Below are 23,770 nucleotides of genomic sequence, written 5' to 3'. Positions count from 1 at the left end.
AATAAAGTTCATTTTGAAAGTCTCGTTGTTTTTATAACATTTTATGCTAAAAAGTCTGTCGGTTGATTCATAGGAAGAGCTTCTGGTCTATTACAGCCGCTGGAAATTTCGATATGCTGCCCTTTTTCTGCTGCGTCGATAAACGCATGCATGACGTCTAAAACATGGAAAGCTAAATCTCCGCTTGCACGGTTTGCACGACCTGTTCGAATGGCATTTGCCATATCAGCCGCCCCGATTCCCCTGCTGTTTTCCTTAAAGCTATGAGAAAGCGGAATTTCAGTCCATAGCTCCTCACCCTGTCTTTTTACAAAAATTGGCCCACCAAATGTATTTGGGTCAGGAACAATCAAAGTTCCTGTTGTTCCGTAAATTTCAATCCTTGGAAGTTGGGATCCCCATACATCGAAGCTTGTTGTAATGGAACCAATTGCTCCATTTTCAAATTCGAATACTCCCGAAATATGAGTCGGGATTTCGACAGGTACCTTCTCCCCTGCTCTCGGACCAGCTTTAATCGTTCTTTCGGGATAAGTGGCTCTAGCAGAACCCGTAACGCGTTTGATCGGTCCAATTAAATTAATAAGAGCAGTCAAATAGTAAGGTCCCATATCAAACATTGGGCCGCCACCCTCAACATAGAAGAAGTCAGGGTTTGGATGGAAGCTTTCAGGACCGCTTCCCATCATAAATGCACTTGCTGCAATCGGTTCCCCTATCCAGCCGTCGTCAATAAGTTTTCGGCATGTTTGAAGTCCTCCGCCTAAAAATGTGTCAGGCGCCGATCCAACATAAAGCCCTTTGCTTTTAGCTAGTTCTAATATTTCCTTACCATCTTCACGTGTAACAGCAAGTGGTTTTTCAACAAAAACGTGTTTGCCTGCTTCAAGTGCTTGTAAACAAATTGGCGCATGAGCTGTAGGGATTGTTAAATTAATGACCATCTCAATTTCATCATCTGCTAACAACTCTTCAGGCGAATATGCCTTCGAAATCCCAAATTGCTCTGCACGTGCTTTCGCGCTATCGAGATTAATATCCGCAACTGCAACGACATCAAGATTTTGAAAAGTTTCTTTCGTATTTTTTATGTAAATTTCGCTAATCATGCCACAACCGATAATTCCTATCTTTACTTTTTCCATTTTGTTATCCCCCACAATGATGTCTTATGTTATGCCCCGGAATTCCCAGGGCACCTGTTCATTATACGTTTTCTACTAATCGCATTTGTTTCACATTCACCCAGCCGCGTGTTTCAACTGACTTTTCAATCGCGGTCAAAATTTCTTGATTTCTGATGCCGTCTTCAAAATTAGGAGATGGGCTATTTCCTTCAGAAATCCCCTTTATCAATTCTGTCATTAAATTAATAAAGGTATGTTCATATCCGATAATATGCCCCGCCGGCCAGTAAGCACCTGCAAAAGGATGGTGTTCTTCTGTACAGGTGATATTTCTGAAGCCTTGAAGTCCATCTTCATCGTCAGCAAAATACACTTCCAAATTGTTCATCTGCTCCATATCCCAACGGATAGAACCTTTGGATCCGTTAATTTCGAAACGATTTCCATTACGGTTTCCGCCTGCAAATCTAGTTGCTTCAAAAACACCCATTGCTCCATTTTCAAAACGAACTAAGAATGCAGAAGCATCGTCAACATCAACTTCTTCCATTACTGTACTTTCAGATTTCGCACTTAAACCACCGCTTGAATCTGCAACAGGGCGCTCCTTAATAAAGGTTTCCATCATTCCTGTCACTTCTTCAAACTCACCGACTAGGAATCGTGCCATGTCGATACTGTGTGCTGCAATATCGCCTAACGCTCCCGACCCAGTCACTTCTTTTTTCAAGCGCCACACACTTGGAAATTTCGGATCCATGATCCAATCTTGCAAATATGTTGCACGCATATGATAAATTTTACCTAATCTACCTTCTTGAATCAATTTTTTTGCAAATTGTATGGCAGGCGCAAATCTATAATTATGGCAGATCATATGAATAACATTATTCTTTTTCACAGCATTGTACATACGCTGAGCATCTTCCAACGTGAGAGCAAGCGGTTTTTCACATAGAATATGCTTTCCAGCTTCAGCCGCAGCAATTGCAATTTCAGCATGTGTATTGTTTGGAGTGACTATATCAATTAAATCAATATCTTCTCGTTCAATTAATCTTCTCCAGTCCGTTTCATATGTTGCAAATCCCATTTTTTCGGCAGCTTCTTTTACCCCTTCTTCATCACGTCCTGCTACAGCCTGAAGAACAGGCTCTACATCACAATCAAAGTAGAATGGGAGGTCACGATACGCATGTGAATGAGCCTTTCCCATAAACTTATAACCAACCATTCCAATTCTTACTTTCTTTTTTACGCCCACCAAATCTCACCGATCCTTTCTTTAATAAGCAGATTTTGTAGAAAAGAAGCTGCTTTTTGAAAGCCTTCCTCTACTGACATTAAGCTATCCTCATGTTCTATACTAATAACGCCATCATATCCAACAAGTTGAAGGGTGCTGATGATTTTTCTCCATGTTTCTTCCCCATGGCCATAACCAACCGTCCGAAAAATCCAAGAACGATTTAATTCATCGCGATAACTTTTTGTATCAAGTACACCGTTAGCAGCAGTATTTTGAGCATCTATTCCTGTATCTTTTGCATGGAAGTGGTATAACGCCCCGGCTTTAGCTAAATCCTTGATCCCAACAATCGGGTCCATGTTCTGCCAGAATAAATGGCTAGGATCGAAGTTCACACCGATGCTATCTCCACACTCCTCACGCAGCCGCAGCATCGTTTCTGTATTGTAAACAACAAATCCTGGATGAGGTTCTATTGCAACTCGCACTCCATGTTCTTTTAAAAACTGATCTTGTTCTTTCCAGTAAGGTATCACTTTTTCTTCCCACTGCCAGTCAAGAACTTTTCCAAAGTCTTCAGGCCATGGACAAGTGACCCATGAAGGGTTGAGCGAATGATCTGATTCGCCTGGGCAACCTGAAAAAGTGATAACTGTATCGACACCTAATTTCGTTGCCAACTTAACGGAATTTTGAAAATCTTCATGATGCTGATTGGCAATTTTCTTATTTGGATGCAGCGGGTTTCCGTGACAGCTAAGAGCACTGATTTCCAATCCTCTACTTTTAATAGCTTCTTTAAACTTGTTTAATTTTTGATCATCTTCTAGCAAACTAGCTGCATCACAGTGAGCATTTCCTGGATATCCGCCAGTTCCAAGTTCGATAGCTTGCAAACCGCTTTCTGCAACATAATCCAACGTTTCTTCAAAGCTTTTTTGAGCAAATAAAACTGAAAAAACCCCTAACTTCAAATTTCTCACTCCTTGAAAATTAGTTGTATGAGCTTTGAATAGCGAATAAACAAAGTATGTATGACCTCGAAGCTATATCTATTAAGATACCATATAAAGAAATATATGAAAACCTTTTCAAAATTAATTTCTTTTGATTTATGATATCGGTAGACTACTTAAAGATGAAAAGGCATTTACTATCTTTCTGGCAAATTGCAAAGGTGGTTCCACTGATTGAATGTGCATATATAATATATGGGGATTCATGAAGATCCAATGGTTATGTAGTGCACTGACCATTAGACCTTGCTGAACAATTGAATGCATAAACGCAGGAACCTCTTCTTCTAAAATAGCAATCTCTGCTAAGTTTAGGGCATACCCATGTTGATCAAGCGCTTCAAATGATATACCTACTGGGACAACTGAAGTGCTCGTCCGTCCTTGAACGAATACAGAAAAATTACGATGCAGCGAGACAGAACAAACTCCATGATTGCTTGTACTTTTCGCATGAAAGATAGCCGCAAACTGATGACAAAGATTATTAAAACTATCCATTTTCCCGAACCTCCTAATAAACCTATGTCCTAACCTATGATAAAAAGGAAAACATTATGTAAAAAAACCAAACAATGTAGGATACTCCCAATGTTTGGCACCGAGCTTTATAAAATATCAACCCATATTTTTACTGCCGTTGCTAAAATCAATACGGCCAGCATCACTTGCAATATTTTCGTATTCATCCTTTTACCAACAAGGGCACCAATAGGGGCGGCTATTAAACTAGCAATAACCATAATTGAGGCTGAGAAGTAATCAACTTGTCCAGTTGCCATTTTTCCAGCAGTTGAACCGATTGATGAAATAAAGGTAATTGCAAGTGAAGAAGCAATCGTCATGCGGGTTGGAATTTTAAGAACAACTAGCATAATTGGTACAAGAAGAAATGCCCCGGCTGCCCCAACAATCCCCGCACCAAGTCCAACAATCAGAGCCATTCCCGCTGCTAGCCATTTATTAAAGCTCACCTCGTTGAGCGGAATTTCATCGATTCCTTTTTTAGGAATAAACATCATAACAGCTGCAAGCAATGCTAGAATTCCATAAATAATGTTAATCCCATTCTCAGACATTAGCTTTGATCCGAAACCACCAAGAAAGCTTCCGATAAGAATACTTATTCCCATGTAAACAATTAACTTTTTATTCAAATATCCACCTTTTCGGTATACCCAAACACCACTTATTGTTGCAAAAAAAACTTGAACAGCGCTTATCCCTGCCACTTCATGAGCACTGAATGCTGCCAGTCCAAACAAAGGTGGAATAAACAAAAGCATCGGATATTTTATAATCGACCCACCTATTCCAAGCATACCTGATAAAAACGAACCAAAAAATCCTATTAAGAAAACAACAATAATAAAATCCATAAGCGCCCCTTCCTAAAAATACACCTGAACTATTCTGAATTGTCCAGGAATTGTTTGAGTGCCTGGCACTCAAACAATTCTCAAACAATTCACAAATGGTTAACGGACTGCACAGCGATTTGGTCCGATTTCCATTTCTTGTTGTGTTTCTTCATCTGGTGTTATTTTTCCCATGTTTGTTTGGCGTATTTGTTTATATGCGTTCGGCTGCGGAGGGAGGTTTTCGGTTACAAGCTTTCTGAATTCATCCTCATCTGCAATGTTTAGGCCATGGTTTTTTGCAAAGAGATCACTCATTTTGGATGAAACGCTGCCGTTTGAATTTAGTTCCTCGATGATCATAAAGTGTGCCGGCAAGACGATTAGTTCGTCTGACAACTTTTTATATCGTAAATATAGCGTTTCACGTAAATCTGCAACCCAATCTTCTGCCTTTCCAGCCAGGTCCGGACGCCCAATTGAATCAATGAATAATATATCTCCTGTCATTAAGAATGTGTCGTCGACAATAAAAGAGGTAGATCCAATTGTATGTCCTGGAGAATAAAGGGCATTGATTTCAATCGTGGAATTACCAATTACGATCTTTTCCCCATTTTCTAATGGACTGTAGTCAAAAATCACTTCATCCGCATCTTTCGGTGGCAGCCAATAAGAGGCGCCAGTCACTTCGGCTATTTTCCTTCCTCCGGATATATGATCGGCATGAAGATGTGTATCTAAGACATGCCTAATCTTTACTTCCTGCTGATCCGCGAAGTTAAGGAATATATCCGTCATTCGTGTTGCATCAATAATGGCAGCCTCTCCATCAGATAAAATCATGTATGATAGACAGCCCTTTCCAATACGAACGAATTGGAATAGTTCTCCTCCGCTTTTCAATTGTCCAATTTTGACAGGCTCCAAATGTTCACTCCATGCTTTCATTCCGCCCTCTAAATATGAGACATTCAATCCTTGTTCGGATAACATGTCTGCCACCATCATTGACGATCCTTCTTTAGCACAAACTACTAAGATATCTTGTTTTAAAGGCAACTGATCGATAATCTCTTCGACCCCATCTAATAAATCGAAATAGGGAATATTCAAGTATTTGAAATATTTCCCTTCTACTTTCCATTCCTGAAAATCGTTTTCGTTGCGAACATCTAGTATAAACAGCTTTTCGTTTTTAAAGACTTTTTGTGCCAACTCATGCGGACTCATTGCCTTTACTGACAATTTATTTCACCTTCCCCTCTGTCCAAGCACCCATGCCTGGTACAACATTTTTTATATTCACAAAACCACTTTCAGAAAGTTTCTGAGCGGCCAAATCACTTCGATTTCCCGAACGGCATATGACAAAAATTTCATCTTCTTTATTCAATTCGTTCATTCTTGAATCAAGTTCACCCAAAGGGATAGATACAGATCCGGCAATATGATGGAAAGCATATTCCGCTTCTTCTCTTACATCTAAAAGGACAATGTTTTCTTCATTTAAGATAGCTTTTAATTCTTCATTATCAACTACGTGAGGAAACCTTTTTTCACCTTTTTCTTCTGAAGGAGACTTGCGAATATAGTGTTTTAATTTGTCCTCGTCTTCCAATGTTCCTAAATATTGGTGTCCCATACGTTCAGACCATACCTTAATATCTGCTTTTGAACCTTTATCTGTCGCTTGAACTTCCAACACTTGTCCGTTCTCTATTTCGTTAATGGCCTTTTTTGTCTTTACAACCGGCATTGGACATGCAAGACCTTTTGCATCTAATACATAATCCGTTTTAATATTCATTGATGGCACCTCAATTACCCACTAGGGTATTATTTTATTTAAAAAAATTATTCCACTTCGCCTTCCCATTTCAACATTCCGCCGGCCATATTTACAACACGTAATCCCTGGCTTTCAAGCAATTGAACGGCACCTCCACTTCTTCCACCAGAGCGGCATACCACCACATATTCTTTTTCCTTTTCTAGTTCTGTCCATCTGAATTCCAATTGTCCGAGCGGAATATTAACAGCTCCAGGAATTTTCCCGGCTTCAACTTCCTCGATTTCACGAACATCTATTAGGTTCAAATTGCATACCATTTTTAAGCATTTCCTCTACTTCTTTTGTTGTATATTCTTTCATCAAAAATCCTTCTATCTCCATGCGGCTACTCCGCCTTTTACGTTCATGATATTTTTAAAACCCAGCTTTTTCAGTATCTTACTTGCTTTTTTACTTCTCATTCCACTTTGGCAAACTACGATAATAGGCCTTTTTTTCATAAGTTGATTGGCTTGTTGAGACAAAACGTGAAGTGGAATATTTTTAAAACCAGTGATATGATAACGACTAAATTCTCCAATTGTCCGAACATCAATCATTTGGTTGTTTTTGTTTTTCATTTCATTTTTTAAATCTTCAATTGATATATTTTTTACACCTTTTACTGGCAAGAATCCTTTTAATAAAAATAACAAGATAATCACGAAAATGATTTCGGCCATATAATTCAATTTAAATCCCTTCCTTAATTGTGATTCATCCTTTAAATAAATAGGTTAACATTGCCTTCTTCTGCATCTGCCAAATATGCAGCAACTCCGGCATATTCAATGTCATTGAGTAGTTCTTCCTTTTGTAGTCCAAGCAAGTCCATTGTCATCGTACAAGCAACTAATTTAACTCCTTGTTCCTCGGCCATCTCGATTAATTGTGGCAACGGGATGGCATTATGCTTTTTAATCACATCTTTAATCATTTTAGGGCCAAGACCTGCAAAGTGCATTTTAGATAATCCCATTTTATCAGCACCACGCGGCATCATTTTACCGAACATTTTTTCCATAAACTTTTTCTTAATCGGAATTTGTTCATTTTTTCGTAAGGTATTCAATCCCCAAAAGGTATGGAAAATCGTTACTTCATGATCATATGCCGCTGCACCATTGGCAATAATATAAGCTGCCATCGCTTTATCATAGTCTCCACTAAATAAAATGATGGTAGTACGTTTTTTCTCTGTCATTTTATCCTCCTTATATACACCAGGGGGTATATTTTCAGTTTAAAAAAATCACATTTTTTTTATATTAAAAATAAAAACCCCATTTTCTTCTGAAATATTTAAAAGCTCGTGTCCTTGAGATCCCGACCATGCAGTTATATCAGCTTTTGAACCTTTATCAGTGGCAAGAACTTGTAATATTTGACCGCTTTCTATTTCACTGATTGCTTTTTTCGTCTTTACAATCGGCATTGGACACGCTAGTCCTTTTGCATTTAATACTTTCGCGATATTCAATATATTCCCCTTCTTTTAATATACTATTACCCGTATGGGTATTATAATAACCCAAAATAAAAGAGAGTGTCAACCCTTTTATTTTTTCACCTGCTTCTAACAAGCAAATCAACGGCTTCCTTCACAAAGGCTTCCGTATTTTGCTGTCCGCTCTCTTCAGCCTGTCGCACACACTCAACAAGGTTAGAACTTACAATAACGCCAATTGTCCGGTCAATACCAGTTCTAGCAGCCGATAATTGTGTTATAACCTCTTTACAGTCTTTATTTTCTTCCATCATCTTTAAGATGCCTCGAAGCTGACCTTCAATACGTTTTACTCTGTTCTTTATTTGATCATTATACTCCATATATACCACCTCCTCTTCTGTTTTCCATATGTATATATTATACCCCTTTGGGTATTATGTCAATAATGTGAGCAACGCTCCCCCAATCGCACCAGTCACAACAATGATCCAAGGTGGAAGTTTCCAATAAACGACCATGCTAAATAAAACCGCGGCAAAGGCAAAATCAATTGGTTTAAAAATAGAACTTGTCCAAATTGGCTGATAAAATGCAGCGATTAAAATGCCGACTACTGCTGCATTAACTCCCATCAAAGCACCTTTAATTTTGGGATTGCGACGTAGTTGATCCCAAAAAGGAAGCGTACCGAGAATGAGAAGAAACGCAGGTAAAAAGATTGCGATAGTGGCGATCAGGCCACCCGACCAGCCACTCATAACCGCTCCTAAATAAGCTGCAAATGTAAATAATGGGCCAGGAACAGCTTGTGCAGCTCCATATCCAGCAAGAAACGACTCTTCACTTAACCATCCTGTAGGTACAAATTCACGCTCCAGCAAAGGTAGCACGACATGTCCCCCTCCAAACACAAGAGAACCGGAACGATAAAAACTATCGAACATTGCAATCCAATCTAATGAACTAACTTCTCTTAAAACAGGTAATAGTATCAGTAGGCCAAAAAATAAGGATAGACATATGAATCCAATTTCACGTGAAATGGGAAAGTGAATTCTTGTATCATCTTCATCTTTATGATTTTTATAAATCAGAAAGCCAATTAAAGCTGACAACAAAATGACTCCGACCTGCGTGTAAGCTGTCTGCCATAATAATATGATTACAAGCGCCATTAAACAAATAGCTTTTCGCTTTAAATCAGGTGTAAGTTTTTGTGCCATGCCCACAATTGCATGCGCCACTACTGCAACAGCGACCAATTTTAATCCATGTATCCAACCTGCATTACCAATATCCATACCTTTTAGAATTAGTGCAAACACAATTAAGGCAATAACAGAAGGCAACGTAAATCCTAGAAATGAGACAATCCCACCTAAAATACCCGCGCGCATTACCCCGATTCCGATACCAACTTGGCTGCTTGCGGGTCCAGGCAGGAATTGGCACAAAGCTACTAAATCGGCGTAGCTCTTTTCATCCATCCATTTTCTTCGTCGTATATATTCCTCGTGGAAATATCCCAAATGGGCTATCGGGCCACCAAAAGATGTTAATCCAAGTCTTGTTGAAGCAAGTAAAATTTCTATCAGTAATGTTAAAGAAGTTCTATTTTTCTCAGCCATAAAACCTTCTCCCTTTAGAATAAAAAATATAGAACCTCAAGATTGAAGTTCCATATTTAGCTTATCATATGAAATTACGATTTTATGGATATTTACAAAATCTTAACAAACTAGGCAAGTGCATGAAAAATGGTGTAAGGTTCTAATTCTAAATCTACTTCTTCCTTTAAAGCTATCTTCGCCAATAAAGAACCAAGATAAGGACCCATCGTGAGGCCAGAAGATCCTAATCCATTAGCGATAAGGACTCCTTCGAATCCGGGAAGTGGACCAATAACTGGGAGGAAATCCTTTGTAAAAGGTCGGAACCCTACTCTAGCTTCTACAATCGTACCCTCGGATAGACCAGGGGCAAAGTTAAGAGATTGCTCTAAGATCTCATGTATACTTCCAGCTGTAACACGCAAGTCAAACCCAGCATTTTTTTCATGAGTTGCTCCTGCAACAATTCTCCCATCATTAAAAGGTACGATGTATTGGGTGCCTGGAGGCATGATTACCGGCCACTTATCTGTATCTATATCTTGGAGCTTCATATGTAAAATCTGCCCTTTTTGAAAATCAACTTGAAAATTGACACCCAGTGGTTCTAACAGTTGGCGCCCCCAAGCACCCGCTGTCACAATTACAGTATCTGCAAAATACGTTCTTTCACTCGTCTTTGCACCAATTACTTTCTTTCTACTTAAAAGAAGTCCCGCATCCTCTCTTACGATCGTTGCTCCGTACCTCTCAGCTGATCTTAGCAAAGTGTCCCTCAATGCTCGCCCATCAACTCGCGCTGCCCCACTTACGTAAACTGAACCGTAGCCATCCGCAATTAATGGAAATAAAGCTTTCGTTTCCATTGGACTAAGTACTTGAATTTCTCCAACTTCAGGAGCATCTTCACGCCGTTTCCGCGCCCTTTTTTCCATCTCGATCAATTTTTTTGAATCGGTATGGATACTAATTGCCCCTACACGAGAATAGCCAGTATCAGATTCCCCTTCCTTTTCCAATTCTTGAATAAGGTTTGGATAAAATCGCGCTCCACCTTTTGCAAGCCGATACCACGCTTGGTTCCGCCTTTGTGAAATCCATGGGCATACAATTCCTGCAGCAGCATCCGTTGCTTGCCCTTTATCCTTCCGATCAATAACCGTCACATCGGCTCCTGCTTTTGCTAAATGATAGGCTGTCGAAGCCCCTAAGATTCCAGCACCAATTACAATATATTTTTCCATCTAAAGTAACCTTCTTTTTTCATCGTATACATCAAATGTTACTTGAAGAATAATGAATTTTCCAGTTTCCTAATTTGAACAAGCCACCATTAGAGCTTCCCAAGTCAAAAATTTATTCCTCCACCTATAAGGTGTCATCTTTCGAATTCGAGATCAAATTACAAGTCTGAGTTTTTTTATCGAGGAGCTACCGCGAATTACCGATCAAATCTGAAATCTGAGTATTTTCGTCGAGAATTAACTCCGAATTACCGACCAAATCCAATAATCAAACTTTTTCATCGGGAATTAAACCCAGATTACCGACCAAACCCAAAAACTGAACTTTTTCATCGAGAATTAGCTCCGAATCCACTGTCAAAACTGATAACCGATTGCTTGATCATGAAGCTGCTTCAATTCCTGTCAAAACCCCATAAAAAAACCTGCAAAAGAAGCAGGCGGAGTTCGCCGACATTTCCTTTGCAGGTTATATGAAACTTATACCCACCAAGCTGCAGATGGTTGTTCCTTAATCAGTACAGATTGCAAGTTGCTTACAGCACGTTGGAATCCTTCTTCAATAGACATGATTGGATCTTCGTGCTCGATGCTGACAACATAATCATATCCATATGTGCGAAGTGCACTCATCATATCAGACCATTCTTTCATATCATGGCCACAACCAACGGAACGGAAATTCCAAGCTCTTGTTCTAAGCTCTGTGTATGGCTGCATATCTGTAAGTCCATACATATTTACGTTTTCTTGATCGATGAATGTATCTTTTGCATGGAAATGGTGGATCGCGTTCGCTTTACCAAGAATTTTGATTGCTCCTACAGGATCGATACCTTGCCACCACATATGGCTTGGATCAAGGTTTGCTCCGATCGCATCGCTTGTTAATTCTCTTAGTTTTAATAATGTGTATGGTGTATGAACTAGGAATCCACCATGAAGCTCAAGACCGATTTTCACATTATGCTCTTCTGCTAGCTTGCCGACTTCTTTCCAATATGGAACAAGCTTCTCTTCCCATTGCCATTTAAGAACGTCGCCATACTCATTTGGCCAAGGTGCAACTGGCCAGTTCGGATATTTAGCCCCTTCATGATCTCCAGGTGTACCAGAAAATGTATTGACAACAGGGACGTTCATTAATGAAGCTAGTTTAATTGTTTTAACGATCGTATCATGGCATTCTTGAGCAAATTCTTTATCAGGAGAAATTGGGTTTCCGTGACAGCTGAATGCACTGATTGTAAGACCTCTAGATTCAACTTGATGCAAATAATCTTTGCGCTTTTCTTCACTTTCAAGTAGAGCATCTAGATCGCAGTGTGCATTTCCAGGGTAACCGCCTGTACCAATTTCTACTGCATTGAGGCCGGATGCTTGTACATGATCAAGCATCTCTTCAAAAGACTTGTCGGAAAATAAAACAGTAAAAACACCAAGTTTCATTATTAAACACCGATCCCTTCTAAAATAAAATTATGTAATGGCTGAGGTGTTTTTTAACACCTCAACTCTATTTTAAACTATTTTTATTAAAATTGTACGATTTGTTTTGTTTCACTTGATTCAAGTGCTGCAAGGACGACTTTTAAAGATTTCATTCCTTCTTCACCATTGATTGGCGGCTCAGTATCATTCACAACGCTGTTTACAAAATTCTCAATTACTCTAGTACTATTTTGTCCGCCTTCTTCATTCGACTGAATTTTTCCAAGATCGTAATTCTTTGTTTCCCCATTACGATAATGAACGATCAATGAGTATTCAGGGTCATCCTCAAGACGTAAAACACCCTTTTCTCCATAAATAACCGTCGAATTGTCTTCTTTTTGATATGCCCAGCTTGCAGCTAATGTTCCTACAATTCCATTTTCTGATTTCAACACGCAGACTGCATTATCATCGACTGTGCTATTTTCTTTTGCACCAGTCTCAACAAATGCTCCTACCTCAACAAAATCCTCGCCGAGCAGATAGCGCATTAAGTCTGTTTTGTGGACACCAAGGTCGCCCATCGCTCCAATGAAAGCTTCTTCTTTTCTAAAGAACCAGCTTCCTTTTCCATCAATGCTCCATCCTTCAGGTCCCGGATGTCCGAACGCTGTTCTAAAGCTATAAATTTTTCCAATTTCACCGTTTTCGATTAATTCTCTCGCTTTTGCGTGAGAAGGAACGAAACGTTGATTGTGGGCAATCATTAATTTCTTATTATTATTTTTTGCTGCATCAATCATCGCAAGCGCATCTTCTTCAGACGTCGCCATTGGTTTTTCGCAAAGTACGTGTTTACCTGCGTTTAAAGCATCTATTGAAATTGGAGCGTGCAAATAGTTTGGTGTACAAACAGATACAATATCGACATCTGCTTCAGCAAGCAAAGTCTTATAGTCTGTAAAAGCTTGAGCCCCATACTGTTCGCCCATTTCTTTAGCTCGGTCTTCTACGATGTCGCAAACAGCCACAATTTCCACTTGGGTATTCGCTGCATATTCAGGTAAATGACGATATCTTGCAATACTTCCGCAGCCAAAAACTCCAACTTTAAGTTTATTCATATGTATCTTCTCCTTTATTAAACTCACACACTATTCGATTGATTCTATCAAATATATAGTTATACTACAATAAATTTGAAACCGCCACCAAAAGTATTACTTTTTGTTCTTGCTTAAAAGCCATTTGTAAAAATCAGGATTATTGTATGTTTCTGTCCATGAATCATGATTGGCATCAGGGTAGACCGTTAATTTTACGCTGCCGCCTACTTCACTGAGAGCTTCTACCATGCGTTCACTTTCTTCTAAAAGAACGACATCATCTTTAGCTCCATGAAAAGCCCAAACTGGAACACCTTTCAGTCGTTCTATATTCTTCGTGGAACCACCGCCACATATTGGGGCAGCAGCGGCGAACTTTTCAGGATATCGCTTTGCTATATCCCATGTTCCAAAGCCACCCATGCTTAGACCAGTTACATACACCCTTTTCTTGTCCACGCGGTATTGTTCAATAATCTCATCGATAAGCGCATTGAGATCATCCATATAAAGCTCCCATGTCGAATATCTCATATCGAACGGGCATTGCGGTGACACAAGGATAAATGGAAAGTCACGTTCCTTAGCTAGTTTTGGTGGTCCATGTTCCTTTACTAGATTCAAATCATCGCCGCGCTCTCCTGCACCATGTAAAAATAAAACAAGAGGATAGGACGTATCGTGATTTTCTTCATATTCTTTCGGCAATGATAACAAATAGGACAACTCAACTTGCTTTGTAATAGTTACCTCTTTTTGAAGACGTTGTTCAATCATCTTTTACCACCTCCGTAATATTATCTCACTACAAAAAATGTACCCTCTACCTAAAAAAATATCAATGTTTATCTCTAAGGGATAATTAGAAACATTTCTACTTTTTCTTGCTATCATTTTAGCATATTTTTATGATTCCATTGAAACGTTTCGATTCTATCATTGACTAATGATTTTAATGAGTTTATAATCCAATTAACAAAGCAATCGAAACGTTTCGATTGCCTGATAAAATATCAATGATTCGAGGGAGTTAATCATGACTACTATTACAGATTCAACGATTAAGATGACGGCGGGAGATATGCAATTTTCGTTTTTAAACAGTGGCGATTTGCATGTTGCTGCCTCCAACCATCTTATGATCAGTCAATGGATCGCAAATCCAATTGATGGCTCGTTAAATAATATTTATTTACGTTTTCATGAAGATGAAAAAATCGAAGCAATTCCTCTATTAGGCGTGCAATCTGCTAGCAAGTTCTCTTATTATAACAATCAAGCTTGTTGGGAAGGCTCTTACAAGCAAGTAAAATATAAAGTTACCTTTACATTAACACAGCAAAACATTTGGTTTTGGGACGTAGTAGTAGATGGTTCCGGTGTAGAAATAGATGTTATTTATGCACAGGACATCGGCCTTGCGGATCAAGGAGCGGTTCGTTCCAATGAATCATATATGTCCCAATACGTAGACAATAAAGTATTTAACGATGAAAAGAGAGGCTATATTGTTTGCTCTCGTCAAAACCAACCGCAATCAACAGGCTTCCCTTATTTACAGCAAGGTGCATTATCGAAGTTGGTTGGTTATTCAACTGACGGATTTCAATTTTTCGGAAAATGTTATAAAGAAACAAACAAACCGGAAGCATTGTCTAAAGCAACGCTCGCCAATGAAGTATATCAATACGAATTTACGTATACGGCACTTCAATCAGAGCGCGTGAAACTTTCCGGTTCTACGCAATTCGTATTTTATGGTCTATTTAAAGAAAATCATGCAGAAGCGATTACTTCCTTGGAATTTGAACAGGAAATAATGGATGCATGGGACGAAGTGAAACAAACTGAAACAAAGGATTTTCATTATACTGAGAATGTATCCATCTCTCCTTCGATTGGTGAAACACTGCAAACTCAGTCAATGACAATGGAAGAAATCAACCATCTCTTCCCGAATCGGCATCAAGAGGAATGGGCGGATGAGACACTTCTTTCTTTCTTTACAGATACACATGAACACATTGTCTTGAAGGAAAAAGAACTGTTAGTTGAACGGCCGCATGGACATATTTTGATGAGTGGAAACAACGTAAAAGACATTGAAGAAGTTATTACAACGACATCCTATATGTACGGGATTTTCAACTGCCAGCTCGTAATCGGCAATACTTCTTTTAACAAATTTAATACAAATGCTAGAAATGCTCTAAACGTAATGAAAACTTCCGGGCAACGCATTTATGTAAAAATGAATGGCCAATATCAACTGTTAACGATGCCTTCTCTATTTGAATTAGGCTTTAACTACGCACGTTGGTATTATAAAACAGCTAACGACACGATTGTTATTACTAACTTTACTACGGTTGATTCTACAGAAGTACATTTACAAATCCGTACGCTAAGCGGCAATGCTTATCCGTACCTTGTTACAAATCAAGTTATTATGGATGCCAATGAGTATCAATCGCCATTTATTATGGAAAAAACAAATGAAGTTCTTACATTTAAAGCAGGTCAAAGTGCTTTTAATAAAAATAATTATCCTGACTTAACATATCGTTTGCGCGTAACGGGAGCAGATTTTACAGTAGCAGACGAGCAGATTTTAGCTGAAAATGTGGCCGCCAATTCTGCATCTCTTGTTGTTTTGGAAGTAAAAGAAACAGCTGATTGGTCCATGACAGTTCAAGGTCTTTTACATGGTAAGATCGTGCCTTTCGCTGAGCGTAAAGTGGCAGATGAAATTGAAAAATACCGTGAATTCTTCAAGAAAACGATGAATGGATTTAAGCTATCCCTTCAAGATTCAACACCAGAATCGATTGAAAAATTCAATTCCCTTGCTTGGTGGTACACGCATAATATGCTCGTTCACTATTCTGTTCCACACGGACTAGAGCAATATGGCGGTGCAGCTTGGGGAACACGTGATGTGTGCCAAGGTCCAGTTGAATATTTTATGGCCACTCAAAAATATGATGTAGTGAAAGATATTGTAAAAACTGTCTTCTCTCATCAATTCGAAGACGACGGAAACTGGCCGCAATGGTTTATGTTTGATCGTTATTTAAACATTCAAGCTGGAGAAAGTCACGGAGACATCATTGTTTGGCCATTGAAAGTGTTGAGCGATTATTTAAACGTAACGCAGGATTTTGGAATTCTAGAAGAAGAAGTTCCATATATGGATCGAAGCAGCTTCCAGTTTACGGAAGAAACTGCAACGATTTTCGATCACGCTAAAAAAGAAATTGACTATATTAAAAATCATTTCTTACACGATACGTACTTATCTTCATACGGAGATGGGGATTGGGATGACACGCTACAACCAGCCAATGCTCAACTAAAACAATATATGGCAAGCAGCTGGACAGTCTCCCTTACTTATCAATCTATTAGACAGTTGGCAACAGCACTTGAAAAAGTTAATCCTGAAGAATCAAAAGAATTATACGAACTAGCAGCTGGTATTAACGCTGATTTCCACAAGTATATGGCACCATCCAATATCATTCCTGGATTCTTGTACATGGAAAAAGCTGGCCAGCCAGAAAAAATGCTTCACCCTGAAGATACAATAACTGGAATTCATTATCGTCTTTTACCAATGACACGCAGCATGATCAGTGAGCTATTAACACCGGAACAAGCAGAAGCGCATTATGAACTGATTCAAGAGAAGTTCTTCTGTCCAGATGGAGTGCGATTGATGAATCGCCCTGCAAACTATGAAGGTGGAGTAAGTACTAATTTCAAGCGTGCTGAACAAGCGTCTAACTTTGGACGGGAAGTTGGATTACAATATGTTCATGCTCATATTCGCTATATTGAAGCAATGGCGAAACTTGGAAAAGCACAAGATGCATGGAGAGGGCTTGAAATTATCAATCCAGTCAGCATTCAGCAAGCTGTTCCAAATGCTGAAATTCGTCAAAGTAATTCATATTTCAGCAGCTCGGACGGAAAGTTTAACACACGCTATGAAGCTCAAGAAAGATTTAATGAATTAAGAACAGGTTCTGTTGCTGTCAAAGGCGGTTGGCGCATTTACTCAAGCGGCCCGGGAATTTATATGAATCAATTAATTTCAAATGTTCTTGGTATTCGTATTGCCGCGGGTGACTTAATTATCGATCCAGTACTCCCTGATACATTAGACGGTCTTCACTTTGATTTTGAAATTGATGGGAATCCAGTTACCTTTATCTACAAGTTGACAGGTGTTGCTGAACGTTTAGTTAAAATAAATGGTGAAGCGTTGGCTGCAGACCGGATTGAGAATCCATACCGTAAAGGCGGATTCCTTATAACAAAAGAAGATTGGATTAACCGATTGAATACAGGACAAAATATAATAGAAATATCCATTTAACAGCAAAAGCGGCGGCATTTTTGACCGCTGCTTTTGTTTTTAGTGATTGTCAAAATCAGAAACTATCGATACATTAGAAGTAAGTGGATTTGTAAGAATGGAGAGAGCGTCATGGTGAGCATAAAAGATATAGCGAAAAAAGCAGGTGTTTCGATTTCAACCGTCTCTTATGCGCTGAACGGCAGCCCGAAAGTGACAGAAGAAACAAGTGCCAAGATACTTGCAATCGCAAAAGAATTGAATTACATACCGAACGCAGCCGCAAGAACATTAAAAAAACGCAAAACAAAAATCATCGGAGCTTTTTTAACGGATTATAGCGGGCCATTTTTTGGGCAGCTCTTACATGGAATGCGGGAAACCTTGAATCTTAAAGACTATGATTTGATTGTATGTACGGGAAAAGAGTCTCACCGTTTTTTGCCAGAAGGTATCATTGATGGCGCGATTATTCTAGATGCTACTTTTCCTGATGAGGAACTTATAACCTATGCAGAGCGCGGTCACAAGCTCGTTGTCCTTGATCGGGAAATTGAGCACCCTAATATCGAGCGCGTGCTGCTCGATAATAAAATGGGCGCTGAGCTGGCAGTGAACTTCTTGATTGAGCACAGACACGATCAAATGGTGTTCGTATCAGGCTCACCAGGTTCCTACGACTCTGAACAAAGATTGCACTTTGTACAAGAGCTAATGGAAAACCATCCTTCTATTTCTTATCAAATCATAAGAGGCGACTTTGACAAGCCATCGGGAGAACATGCAGCTCAACAAATCATACAAAACTATACGAATCCTGTTGCCGTCTTCTGTTTCAACGATGAAATGGCAATCGGAATGTATAATTATTTGGCAGGAACTGAATACATCGTTGGCGAACATATTCATATTATTGGTTTTGATGATATTGAAGTGTCCCAATATGTTCATCCTAGACTATCGACAATCCATTATTCAAAAAAAGACTGGGGTTCGAAAGCAGCTGAACAATTAATTCAATTAATAAAAAATGAGAAAACTGAACCACTGGAAATTACCGTTGAGTTGGTTAAGGGCGGTTCTGTCGGGAAGTTATTATAAGTTGAAAGGTGTCGGGATTCATCCGGACACCTTTTCTCGAGTTGAATTATAAAGTTTCCTAATTTAGAAAATAGACTAACCAATCTTCATCATAGTAGACATCATCGACCTTTAATGCATTTTTCTCCGTAGCAAATACTTTAAATCCCATTTTCTCATATAGCATTTTTGCGCTAAAGTTATCCGAAACTACCGTTAAAGTGATTTGTTCTAATCGATCCTGTAATTTTGCCTTTTCCATTACTCTTTTTAGTAGTTCATGTCCAATTCCTTTTCCACGATACGAGGGTGAAACATACATGCCATATATATATCCTTTATGGCTTGTTTTGCAATCCATCTCCTGAACAAATCTGGCCGTAGCAACTAATGATTCTTTCTCAAAAGCTCCCAATACAAATTTATCAACGGTTGGTTCAATCCTGTGCTCTATGTCTTTTCGTGTAAAATGGACTTCTCGTTCATATGTAGACCCAAATGCTTCTGGATTTGTTTGTAAAGCTTCTAATCTTAATTTTTGATAGATCTCCGCATCTTCTTTCATTAAAATTCGATAGTCCATTATTAATCTATCTCCTTACTCCAAATCTTTAATTATGATGCGTATTTTCAAAGGACTAAATCGTTTCCTTATTACCATCAAGAAAATCGAATTAGTATTTTTGTACTTATCATTTTATTCGAGAATATAAATTATCTCCGTTTCAAGCTTCGATTCATCCTCATTCCAATGTCCATAAATCTCCATTATCGGAAGCTGATGATCTTCTCCCGAAATCTCTAGAACCGATTGAATTTTTTTATAAGTTTTGTCTAACTCACTATATGGTCCATTATGTTTGCAATAAGCATACTTTTTAAAGTGAATAACCCTTTGTTCCAACAATGAATTTTCTTCAGATGGCGATATCAATTCAATCCCGGCAAATACGATCTGACCAGTATCATAAACGACATGATTAATGCCTTTATGAGAGAGGTTTTTATTTCTTACCTCCTCCCAAACTCGATCCAACAGTTCAAACATCGTTTCACTATATGCCCTGCTTGGATCATGAAGCTTGGAAAAACCGAATAAAATTAAGGTTTTTTCTTGATTAACAATAACAGCTTCCATCATTAGCACTCCTACTAGTGTTTTAACTGATGTATTCTGTGAATGACTCCAAAACTCCTTTATTAATAAAAAAAGAGACCAGGACATAACTATTTCAGACAAAGATAAATCCGAACAATAGGTTGTTTAGTGTATATACCCGCTCCGGAAATATACTGCGCTTAGTTAGATCATTGTTCGTCTTTAGGTTTGATTGTTTTAGTTATGTCCCAGCCTCTTTCAATACTATGTCAAACACGCTTCGTTATTAAACTAGTAACCAAATTTCTCAATGTCCCTTGGTCAATAAAAGGGGCAAGACTTGCAAGAATATCCGGGTTTAGATTTTCCATCTCTACTTCATTAATTAATTTATCAATATGCTCCTTATCTAAAAATGGAGCGAGACTTACTATCCGACTCGCATCTAATTTACCATCCACTACTTGAATGACGAGGCGGCCTAATGTTTCTTTACTAATGAATGGAGCAAGTGACTGGACAATATTCCAGCTAAAACTCCCCTCTTCGGCATGGTGAACTAACTTATCGAGTTGGTCTCTTCCGAGGAACGGCGCAAGTCTGACTAACTCTTGCACGTCAATGGTCCCATCAATTGATTTATCGACTAATTGATTTAATGTCCATTGACTTAGAAAAGGAGCTAATTTCGTAACGACTTCCCATTGTACTTCACCCTCAATTGCATGGCCGACTAGGTCATCCAATGTTTCCGAATCCAAGAATGGAGCGAGCCTAACAATGATCTCCATACTAAAACTTTCGGCATCTAAATGTTCGGCAACTTTTTTTAATTTGCTAGTTTTAACAATTGGAGCTACCTCAACGAGTTCCTCTACATCTACTTCACCAGTATTAATCATTTCCGCTACTTCCTCTGTTTGGTCCTCTGTCATCTTTTCAACGATTTTACCGATATGCTGAAACTTTCGATTTTCTCTTTCAGCCCCGCCATTCATAATGTCATCTACCGTTTGACCAAATAATTGTGCCAACACAGGAAGCGTGCCGATATCTGGCAACGACTCTCCCCGCTCCCATTTAGAAACAGCTTGATGGCTAACATTAAGTTGATCTGCCAATTCCATTTGCGTCATATCTTGATCTTTTCTAAGTTTGGAAATGTATGCACCAATTTTTCTCGTATCGAGCATATGAACTCCTCCATTTGGATATAAGTACAGCGCGCACTGTCAATATTTATCGTAGCATGCCTTTCCCCATCCACCTATCAACTGTTGGTTGAATAAGGTGATTCAACTATGAGTAGAATCACTTTTCCCAATTGAAAAACCATCGAATAGTCTTCCTCCATACGGCTCTAACACTTTATCTACTAATATAATGATTTTATCTTTTTTATGTAATCGATAAAATTCATCAAAGGCGATCACAAACTCATCAGCAAAGGCGGCATCGTATTGTTTTAGCGCGCGCACAATCCATTTTGACGAGCCAATCCACCGTCCATTCATCCGCAAAACAAATTCATGAACGAGATCTGCCAAAGCATTTGCAATAAATATATCTTCGGCCCGACTGTTGCTGCCGATAAAATCATCCAACGTATCCGTAATGAAGTATCGTTTCGTGATGATGGTTTCTTCCGACCATTTATCCGGACCTCTGTCTAATAATTCATTCGCTTCCTTTTTAATGGTTTGAATAACCCCTTCATCTTTTATAACAATCCCTTCAGAAACCATTTTCGGCAAGGATGGTTTAGCTCTTTCACTATCCAGTTGGAAAAAGTATTTGTAAGAGCTCAAATTATGAACAAAGATCTCAATTGGCCAGCCAAGCGCAATTAATGATTCTCTAAATGCGGACTCCAAGGTTTTATCGAAAATAACAATATCCAGATCAGAGGTTTCCGTTCCTTCTCCTCTCACAACACTCCCCGCCAATAATGCTCCATGGCAATTTGGAAATTGCTCTGAAATAAATTGTGCTGCAGCTTGTATTGCGTTCAATTTGTTCAATTGTCTTTTCTCCAAATTCGTTTCACCTCTACAAGTTGTGTTCCTTCAAAAGTAAGTCTATAAATATCAGGCATATCAAGTTTTTGCCAAAATGTAAAATCAAATTTCGAATCAAAATAATTCATAATAAGGACCATGATATTTCCATGGGTTCCGATTACAATATTCTTTCCTTCATACTTTTTCAGTATCTTAAACGTAATGTCTACTCCCCTCTTTTGGGCAGAAATATTAGATTCTCCACCTTTCCAAGCGAAGTTGGGATTTTCCCATACTATCGTAATGGCTTCAATAAAATCTTCAACGGGACCCTTAGCAAGCTTCCTTTCCTTAAATCCTTCTTCTATAATAATCTCTTTATCTATCCATTTTGATATCCCTTCAACAGTTTGAATCGCACGCTTATAAGGGCTTGAAATAACAAAATCAATATTTTCACTCTTAAGCTGTTCTGTTACTAAATGGCTGTCATTAACTCCTTGCTCAGATAATGGCCGCCCTAGCTCATCAGGTGTGTATGTTGAATGGGCATGCCTAACTAAGTATATATTTGTTTGCAACTTCATGGACTCCAATCTACATCTTTTATGTATATTATTCTCCAAAAAGTGACTATATCCTTTATATTAAGAAAAGCGAAAGGCGCCCGTTAAGAGACGTACAAACTTTTTAAGCTTCTGACGAGATAAAGGAAACACGGTGAGGAACGAGCTTGGCTTCCTTATCATGGAAAGAAGTTGAAAGTTTGCTAGTCGCTGGGAGCCTGAAGCTAGACAATGAAAGACTTGTTTAAAATAAGGACCGTATCAAACGTTATACTTTCTTTACTTTTGAAAAAAGCACCCCTTTTTTAAAGGGTGCTCCAATTCCTCAAGAATGTAAATTTTTCAAAACATTATAGCCGAAACAAAAGATTCCAATAACGGTTACGACCCCGCCTATCGTAGCAAATAGGAAAAAGATTGGGCTTATTTCCAGTATTGCCAATGCAATGCTGAGCATCATGATCGGGAGACCGATATTATGGAGCCAGAAATGGACCTTTGCAGCAGATGTCTCAGCAAGCTTTGGAAATAAAATATAAAAAATACCAGCAATCGAAAGAGACATCCAGCCAAGTAAATTAATATGCACGTGAACCGTAGCTAGTTTGAAAACATGAGTGAGAGACATATATAGTCCAAAAGAAATTCCGATCAAAAAGTAAACAACAGCTATTTTAATCAACTTAATCCCCATATAAAACCTCCTCATATAATTAGTCAGTACATTATATGAGCTAGACATGAGGAGAATTCTTTATCCTAGTTCTTTTTTCTCAAGCTTGATCGGGAATGTTGTTTAAATCATTTAGTAATAATTGTTTATTTTCGTTATCAACAATTTTTCTTACATAATCATAGGCTAGTTCCACCATTTCTTGGCACTTATCTGATTGCTGTAATACAGAATACGCCCTTGCTGAGGCTTCATATCCATAACAGATGTAAAATGGATCGAGATTAGCTTCTTTTCCTACTGCTATACAGCGTTTTGCGTAATTCAAAGCATTCTCACCTTGTCCTGCTACAGCATATACACGTGAAAGCTGCCAATAGCCGATAGAAATGTTTTGCTTAGTATGATTTTCAATTTGAGTCCAGTGCCAAAATGAGCTATGGCATAGGTGAATCATTTCTTCTTTTTCTTCAGAGGATAGAGCTTCTTTATCTAGATAGTCCCATACTTTGTTGAAGCATGATGCAGCTAATTGCTTGTGCGAAAACAGTTGGTGTTCCATCT

25 protein-coding genes and 1 pseudogene are annotated in these 23,770 nt (G+C 38.6%); 2 read left to right on the top strand and 24 right to left on the bottom strand.

Features of this window, described 5'->3' with window-relative positions; all coding sequences use genetic code 11:
- Positions 1–41: 41 nt before the first annotated feature.
- From KHA96_RS10195 to KHA96_RS10115, 17 genes and pseudogenes are all read right to left on the bottom strand, one after another.
- Positions 42–1,145 (bottom strand): Gfo/Idh/MocA family protein, encoded by a 1,104-nt coding sequence (locus tag KHA96_RS10195; RefSeq protein WP_213129194.1) that lies wholly within the window; start codon positions 1,143–1,145, stop codon positions 42–44.
- A gap of 61 nt (positions 1,146–1,206) precedes the next feature.
- Positions 1,207–2,361 carry a Gfo/Idh/MocA family protein gene (locus KHA96_RS10190; RefSeq protein ID WP_249315554.1) on the bottom strand — a complete coding sequence of 385 codons (1,155 nt, stop codon included), beginning with the start codon at positions 2,359–2,361 and terminating at the stop codon, positions 1,207–1,209.
- A 20-nt stretch (positions 2,362–2,381) separates the two neighbouring features.
- Positions 2,382–3,350 (bottom strand): sugar phosphate isomerase/epimerase family protein, encoded by a 969-nt coding sequence (locus KHA96_RS10185; RefSeq protein ID WP_213129193.1) that lies wholly within the window; start codon positions 3,348–3,350, stop codon positions 2,382–2,384.
- Positions 3,351–3,488: 138 nt separating this feature from the next.
- Positions 3,489–3,893 carry a DUF1259 domain-containing protein gene (locus tag KHA96_RS10180; protein ID WP_213129192.1) on the bottom strand — a complete coding sequence of 135 codons (405 nt, stop codon included), beginning with the start codon at positions 3,891–3,893 and terminating at the stop codon, positions 3,489–3,491.
- 107 nt (positions 3,894–4,000) lie between these two features.
- The gene (locus KHA96_RS10175) at positions 4,001–4,771 is read right to left on the bottom strand and encodes a sulfite exporter TauE/SafE family protein (protein ID WP_213129191.1); all 771 of its coding nucleotides are present in this window, start codon (positions 4,769–4,771) and stop codon (positions 4,001–4,003) included.
- 99 nt (positions 4,772–4,870) lie between these two features.
- Positions 4,871–5,983 carry an MBL fold metallo-hydrolase gene (locus KHA96_RS10170; RefSeq protein ID WP_481748236.1) on the bottom strand — a complete coding sequence of 371 codons (1,113 nt, stop codon included), beginning with the start codon at positions 5,981–5,983 and terminating at the stop codon, positions 4,871–4,873.
- A 16-nt stretch (positions 5,984–5,999) separates the two neighbouring features.
- Positions 6,000–6,560 carry a sulfurtransferase TusA family protein gene (locus KHA96_RS10165; protein WP_213129189.1) on the bottom strand — a complete coding sequence of 187 codons (561 nt, stop codon included), beginning with the start codon at positions 6,558–6,560 and terminating at the stop codon, positions 6,000–6,002.
- A gap of 47 nt (positions 6,561–6,607) precedes the next feature.
- Positions 6,608–6,905 (bottom strand): annotated as a pseudogene (locus tag KHA96_RS10160) (rhodanese-like domain-containing protein).
- An 11-nt stretch (positions 6,906–6,916) separates the two neighbouring features.
- Positions 6,917–7,267: a rhodanese-like domain-containing protein gene (locus KHA96_RS10155; RefSeq protein WP_213129902.1), complete on the bottom strand. Its 351-nt coding sequence runs from the start codon at positions 7,265–7,267 to the stop codon at positions 6,917–6,919.
- A 41-nt stretch (positions 7,268–7,308) separates the two neighbouring features.
- Positions 7,309–7,788 carry a DsrE/DsrF/DrsH-like family protein gene (locus KHA96_RS10150; protein ID WP_213129188.1) on the bottom strand — a complete coding sequence of 160 codons (480 nt, stop codon included), beginning with the start codon at positions 7,786–7,788 and terminating at the stop codon, positions 7,309–7,311.
- A gap of 48 nt (positions 7,789–7,836) precedes the next feature.
- Entirely contained in the window at positions 7,837–8,064 is a 228-nt protein-coding gene (locus KHA96_RS10145; protein WP_213129187.1) for a sulfurtransferase TusA family protein, read from the bottom strand.
- An 86-nt stretch (positions 8,065–8,150) separates the two neighbouring features.
- Positions 8,151–8,414, bottom strand: coding sequence for a metal-sensitive transcriptional regulator (locus tag KHA96_RS10140; protein ID WP_213129186.1), 264 nt, complete (start codon positions 8,412–8,414; stop codon positions 8,151–8,153).
- 54 nt (positions 8,415–8,468) lie between these two features.
- Entirely contained in the window at positions 8,469–9,662 is a 1,194-nt protein-coding gene (locus KHA96_RS10135) for a chromate transporter (RefSeq protein WP_213129185.1), read from the bottom strand.
- Between the two features lie 110 nt (positions 9,663–9,772).
- On the bottom strand, positions 9,773–10,888 hold the full coding sequence (locus tag KHA96_RS10130) for an NAD(P)/FAD-dependent oxidoreductase (RefSeq protein WP_213129184.1): 1,116 nt from the start codon (positions 10,886–10,888) through the stop codon (positions 9,773–9,775).
- A gap of 480 nt (positions 10,889–11,368) precedes the next feature.
- Complete coding sequence (locus KHA96_RS10125; protein ID WP_213129183.1) at positions 11,369–12,337, bottom strand: sugar phosphate isomerase/epimerase family protein; 969 nt, start codon at positions 12,335–12,337, stop codon at positions 11,369–11,371.
- An 86-nt stretch (positions 12,338–12,423) separates the two neighbouring features.
- Positions 12,424–13,446, bottom strand: coding sequence for a Gfo/Idh/MocA family protein (locus KHA96_RS10120; protein WP_213129182.1), 1,023 nt, complete (start codon positions 13,444–13,446; stop codon positions 12,424–12,426).
- A gap of 96 nt (positions 13,447–13,542) precedes the next feature.
- Positions 13,543–14,205, bottom strand: a complete 663-nt coding sequence (locus KHA96_RS10115) for a carboxylesterase family protein (protein WP_213129181.1) — start codon at positions 14,203–14,205, stop codon at positions 13,543–13,545.
- Between the two features lie 259 nt (positions 14,206–14,464).
- On the opposite strand from KHA96_RS10115, the gene KHA96_RS10110 reads away from it, so the two are divergent.
- Complete coding sequence (locus KHA96_RS10110; protein ID WP_213129180.1) at positions 14,465–17,809, top strand: GH36-type glycosyl hydrolase domain-containing protein; 3,345 nt, start codon at positions 14,465–14,467, stop codon at positions 17,807–17,809.
- 111 nt (positions 17,810–17,920) lie between these two features.
- Complete coding sequence (locus KHA96_RS10105; RefSeq protein WP_213129179.1) at positions 17,921–18,889, top strand: LacI family DNA-binding transcriptional regulator; 969 nt, start codon at positions 17,921–17,923, stop codon at positions 18,887–18,889.
- Between the two features lie 58 nt (positions 18,890–18,947).
- Here KHA96_RS10105 and KHA96_RS10100 read toward each other — a convergent pair whose 3' ends face one another.
- The 7 genes from KHA96_RS10100 to KHA96_RS10070 all read right to left on the bottom strand — a co-directional run bounded on the left by KHA96_RS10100 (position 18,948) and on the right by KHA96_RS10070 (position 23,768).
- Positions 18,948–19,451 carry a GNAT family N-acetyltransferase gene (locus KHA96_RS10100; protein WP_213129178.1) on the bottom strand — a complete coding sequence of 168 codons (504 nt, stop codon included), beginning with the start codon at positions 19,449–19,451 and terminating at the stop codon, positions 18,948–18,950.
- A 114-nt stretch (positions 19,452–19,565) separates the two neighbouring features.
- Entirely contained in the window at positions 19,566–20,006 is a 441-nt protein-coding gene (locus KHA96_RS10095; protein ID WP_213129177.1) for a GyrI-like domain-containing protein, read from the bottom strand.
- Positions 20,007–20,236: 230 nt separating this feature from the next.
- Complete coding sequence (locus KHA96_RS10090; RefSeq protein WP_213129176.1) at positions 20,237–21,160, bottom strand: helix-turn-helix domain-containing protein; 924 nt, start codon at positions 21,158–21,160, stop codon at positions 20,237–20,239.
- A 102-nt stretch (positions 21,161–21,262) separates the two neighbouring features.
- Complete coding sequence (locus KHA96_RS10085) at positions 21,263–21,979, bottom strand: nucleotidyltransferase domain-containing protein (RefSeq protein ID WP_213129901.1); 717 nt, start codon at positions 21,977–21,979, stop codon at positions 21,263–21,265.
- Between the two features lie 5 nt (positions 21,980–21,984).
- A complete protein-coding gene (locus KHA96_RS10080; protein ID WP_249315443.1) occupies positions 21,985–22,548 on the bottom strand; it encodes a histidine phosphatase family protein in 564 nt (187 codons plus the stop codon).
- Positions 22,549–22,858: 310 nt separating this feature from the next.
- Positions 22,859–23,227 carry a cytochrome-c oxidase gene (locus KHA96_RS10075; protein WP_213129174.1) on the bottom strand — a complete coding sequence of 123 codons (369 nt, stop codon included), beginning with the start codon at positions 23,225–23,227 and terminating at the stop codon, positions 22,859–22,861.
- 79 nt (positions 23,228–23,306) lie between these two features.
- On the bottom strand, positions 23,307–23,768 hold the full coding sequence (locus KHA96_RS10070) for a hypothetical protein (RefSeq protein WP_213129173.1): 462 nt from the start codon (positions 23,766–23,768) through the stop codon (positions 23,307–23,309).
- Between the last annotated feature and the right edge of the window lie 2 nt (positions 23,769–23,770).

The organism is Bacillus sp. FJAT-49711 (genome assembly GCF_018343715.1).
Classification (GTDB): domain Bacteria; phylum Bacillota; class Bacilli; order Bacillales; family Bacillaceae_C; genus Lederbergia.
This window is presented reverse-complemented; position numbering and strand designations above follow the sequence as displayed.

Excerpts from the sequence above, each read along its gene's own strand:
- KHA96_RS10175 (WP_213129191.1), bottom strand. The coding sequence starts at position 4,771 with ATGGATTTTATTATTGTTGTTTTCTTAATAGGATTTTTTGGTTCGTTT.
- KHA96_RS10125 (WP_213129183.1), bottom strand. The coding sequence starts at position 12,337 with ATGAAACTTGGTGTTTTTACTGTTTTATTTTCCGACAAGTCTTTTGAA.
- KHA96_RS10120 (WP_213129182.1), bottom strand. The coding sequence starts at position 13,446 with ATGAATAAACTTAAAGTTGGAGTTTTTGGCTGCGGAAGTATTGCAAGA.
- KHA96_RS10100 (WP_213129178.1), bottom strand. The coding sequence starts at position 19,451 with ATGGACTATCGAATTTTAATGAAAGAAGATGCGGAGATCTATCAAAAA.
- KHA96_RS10165 (WP_213129189.1), bottom strand. The coding sequence starts at position 6,560 with ATGAATATTAAAACGGATTATGTATTAGATGCAAAAGGTCTTGCATGT.
- KHA96_RS10170 (WP_481748236.1), bottom strand. The coding sequence starts at position 5,983 with ATGAGTCCGCATGAGTTGGCACAAAAAGTCTTTAAAAACGAAAAGCTG.
- KHA96_RS10090 (WP_213129176.1), bottom strand. The coding sequence starts at position 21,160 with ATGCTCGATACGAGAAAAATTGGTGCATACATTTCCAAACTTAGAAAA.
- KHA96_RS10075 (WP_213129174.1), bottom strand. The coding sequence starts at position 23,227 with ATGGGGATTAAGTTGATTAAAATAGCTGTTGTTTACTTTTTGATCGGA.
- KHA96_RS10150 (WP_213129188.1), bottom strand. The coding sequence starts at position 7,788 with ATGACAGAGAAAAAACGTACTACCATCATTTTATTTAGTGGAGACTAT.
- KHA96_RS10115 (WP_213129181.1), bottom strand. The coding sequence starts at position 14,205 with ATGATTGAACAACGTCTTCAAAAAGAGGTAACTATTACAAAGCAAGTT.
- KHA96_RS10180 (WP_213129192.1), bottom strand. The coding sequence starts at position 3,893 with ATGGATAGTTTTAATAATCTTTGTCATCAGTTTGCGGCTATCTTTCAT.
- KHA96_RS10130 (WP_213129184.1), bottom strand. The coding sequence starts at position 10,888 with ATGGAAAAATATATTGTAATTGGTGCTGGAATCTTAGGGGCTTCGACA.
- KHA96_RS10195 (WP_213129194.1), bottom strand. The coding sequence starts at position 1,145 with ATGGAAAAAGTAAAGATAGGAATTATCGGTTGTGGCATGATTAGCGAA.
- KHA96_RS10070 (WP_213129173.1), bottom strand. The coding sequence starts at position 23,768 with ATGGAACACCAACTGTTTTCGCACAAGCAATTAGCTGCATCATGCTTC.
- KHA96_RS10095 (WP_213129177.1), bottom strand. The coding sequence starts at position 20,006 with ATGGAAGCTGTTATTGTTAATCAAGAAAAAACCTTAATTTTATTCGGT.
- KHA96_RS10135 (WP_213129185.1), bottom strand. The coding sequence starts at position 9,662 with ATGGCTGAGAAAAATAGAACTTCTTTAACATTACTGATAGAAATTTTA.
- KHA96_RS10190 (WP_249315554.1), bottom strand. The coding sequence starts at position 2,361 with ATGGTTGGTTATAAGTTTATGGGAAAGGCTCATTCACATGCGTATCGT.
- KHA96_RS10155 (WP_213129902.1), bottom strand. The coding sequence starts at position 7,267 with ATGGCCGAAATCATTTTCGTGATTATCTTGTTATTTTTATTAAAAGGA.
- KHA96_RS10140 (WP_213129186.1), bottom strand. The coding sequence starts at position 8,414 with ATGGAGTATAATGATCAAATAAAGAACAGAGTAAAACGTATTGAAGGT.
- KHA96_RS10110 (WP_213129180.1), top strand. The coding sequence starts at position 14,465 with ATGACTACTATTACAGATTCAACGATTAAGATGACGGCGGGAGATATG.
- KHA96_RS10105 (WP_213129179.1), top strand. The coding sequence starts at position 17,921 with ATGGTGAGCATAAAAGATATAGCGAAAAAAGCAGGTGTTTCGATTTCA.